This window comes from Tessaracoccus caeni (genome assembly GCF_029211185.1).
In the GTDB taxonomy this organism is placed as follows: domain Bacteria; phylum Actinomycetota; class Actinomycetes; order Propionibacteriales; family Propionibacteriaceae; genus Arachnia; species Arachnia caeni.
This window is the reverse complement of record NZ_JARGDO010000043.1, coordinates 1-2,558: the sequence shown is the minus strand read 5'-3', so window position 1 is coordinate 2,558 and position 2,558 is coordinate 1. Positions and strand designations below refer to the sequence as shown.

Genomic DNA, 2,558 nt, shown 5'->3' with positions numbered 1-2,558 from the left:
GGCGGTGTTCGACTGGACCCGCCCAGTGATCGAGGAATACGTCACCGACGTGCTGCCGCTGTTCGACACGGCAGGCGCCGGGATGCTGTGGCCGACCGAACGACAATCCAGGATCACGGGCAGCTACGTCGGGATGAGGTTCGCCGAGTACCGCGACGACCTCGGCTTCGACGCCGCGCTGCACCCGCACTGTCTGCGGCACTCGTATGTGACCCATCTGATCGAGGACGGCTTCGACCCGCTGTTCGTGCAGCAGCAGGTCGGGCACCGGTGGGGATCGACCACAGCCCTCTACACCGGCGTCTCGGGCGACTACCGCAACCGCACCCTGCGCCGCGCCCTGGACGCCGCGTTCACCCCACCGACCGCAACCGAGGAAGGATCACGCTGATGACGAAGACCGTCGCCTACCACTGGCACCTGCGCAAGATCATGAACGAGCACGGCATGAACGCCACCACCGAACTGGTGCCGCTGCTGGCCGACCGGGGCGTGGTGATGACCTCGACCCAGGTCTACCGGATCGTCACCGGCGAGCCGGAGCGGTTGAACATGCGGCTGCTCGCCGCGCTCTGCGACATCCTCGACGTCACCCCCAACGACCTGATCGAGCCCTACGTCGCCACCAGCTCGCGGCGCGGACGCAAGACCGGCACCACCGGCACCAGCACGCAGTCCAAGCCCAGCCGGAACCGTCCAACTCGCGCAGTCATCAAGCCTGCTGGGGACTGACCGGACCAGATGGCGAGCACGATCGTCCCCGGTGAGTGTTTCCGCTGCGGACGGGTGAGGAACCTGCGCTGGAACCACACACTCAACCGGGGTGAGTGTCGGGCTTGCCGCGCCCGCCGCTCACCCCAGGAGACCTGCACCGGCTGCGGCAGGCAGCGGCGAGTCAACGCCCGCACCAGCGACGGCGGCGCTATCTGCACCACCTGCTACGCCCGAAACCGCGCCGGTGAGGATGCTTGCGAGGGATGCGGCACTATCGGCCCGCTCGCCACCCGAGCTGGCGGGAAGTCCGATGGATCGCGGAATCTCTGCGTTCGCTGCTACCGGCACCCGCGTCGGTCCTGCGGCGTCTGCGGCCGGCTCAAGCGAGTCGCGTTGAAAGCGACCGCCGCGAGCCCGGACGTCTGCCCGACCTGCTACCAAGCGCCGGTCATCGACTGCTCCATCTGCGGCCAGCGGTCGCTCGGCCGGCGAACCACCAACCACGGCCGGCCCCGTTGCTTCGCCTGCCAAGCCACCCAGCAGATCGACGCCGCGCTCACCGGCCCGGACGGCACGATCCGACCCGAGCTGAAACCCGTCCGCGATGCCCTGACCGAGCTACGCCAACCCCGCTCGCTGCTGAACAACTGGCACGACTTGCCGAGCCTGCACCTGCTCACCGACATCGCTCAAGGCCGGCTCGACCTGTCACACGATGCTCTCGATGCCCGCCCGCAAGTGTTCTCGGTGACCTACCTGCGCGCGATGCTCGTCGCCTCCGGCGCGTTGCCGCCCCGGGACGAGAACGCCGCCCGGCTACACCGCCACGCCGCCGAAGCCGGCGCCGACATCACCGATCCCGAGCTGCGCGGCGTGCTGTCCCGCTATGCCCGCTGGCACGTCGTCGGCCGCGCCAAGACCAACCGCCACGGCCACCTCACCGCTCATGTCGCCGCACGCTGCCGCAGCGACATTCACACCGCCCACGCCTTTCTCGACGACCTGACCGCGGGCGGTCACACCCTCGACGACTGCCCGCAAGCCTGCGTGGACGCCTGGCTCAGCACGAGCCGCAGCACCCGCCTGGGGTTCGTCCGCTGGCTCACACGAGGCGGCTACCTACCCCGAGTCACGTTGCCCGAACCCGTCGCGGCGAAAGACCCCGCCCATCAGGTTGACGCCGAAGATCAGCTGGCCCTTGCCCGCCGACTCCTGCACGACTCCACCGTCGCCAGCATCGAGGATCGCGCCGCCGCCTGCCTGATCCTGCTCTATGCCCAGCCCGTCGCGAAGATCGCCGCCCTCACCACCGACGACATCGAGGTCCGCGACACGGGAACCTATCTGCGGCTCGGCCGCGAACCGCTGCTGCTGATCCCGCCTCTGGACGGGCTGGTCACCGCGCTACCGGTCGTCAAGCCGTTCGGCACTGCGAGCATCCTGGCTGATGCCCGGTGGCTGTTCACTGGCAAGAACGCGGGCACCCATCTTCATCCCGCTTCACTCATGCGGCGGATGAACCAGCTCGGCATCTTCACCCGCGCCAGCCGGAGCACCGCGCTACTGCACCTGGCCTCCACGACCCCGCCCGCCGTGTTCGCCTCGCTCATCGGCATCCACATCACCACCGCGACCCGCTGGGCTGAACTCACCGGCTCAGCCTGGAACACCTACGCCGCCGCCCGACGCTGACGACCAAGGTCACTCCCGCTCCGTCTGAAGCAAGGTCGCGGTCTGCTCTACCCAGCGTCGTTGCCTGCCCGTCTCGACAGCTCGCCGGTGATAGTGGGAACGGACCCACGCCACCGCGTCTTCTGGCGCGACACCGCTCATCGTTGCCAGCA

General features: G+C 68.8%; 3 protein-coding genes. All 3 read left to right on the top strand.

Going from position 1 to position 2,558, the window contains the following annotated elements:
• Window positions 1-391: tyrosine-type recombinase/integrase (locus P0D62_RS18865; protein ID WP_275704071.1), on the top strand; the 391-nt coding region annotated here is incomplete at its 5' end.
• Window positions 391-732 carry a helix-turn-helix domain-containing protein gene (locus P0D62_RS18860; RefSeq protein ID WP_026529664.1) on the top strand — a complete coding sequence of 114 codons (342 nt, stop codon included), beginning with the start codon at window positions 391-393 and terminating at the stop codon, window positions 730-732. The genes P0D62_RS18865 and P0D62_RS18860, both read left to right, overlap by 1 nt.
• Window positions 733-1,107: 375 nt before the next feature.
• The gene (locus P0D62_RS18855; protein WP_272027569.1) at window positions 1,108-2,406 is read left to right on the top strand and encodes a hypothetical protein; all 1,299 of its coding nucleotides are present in this window, start codon (window positions 1,108-1,110) and stop codon (window positions 2,404-2,406) included.
• Window positions 2,407-2,558: the final 152 nt, after the last annotated feature.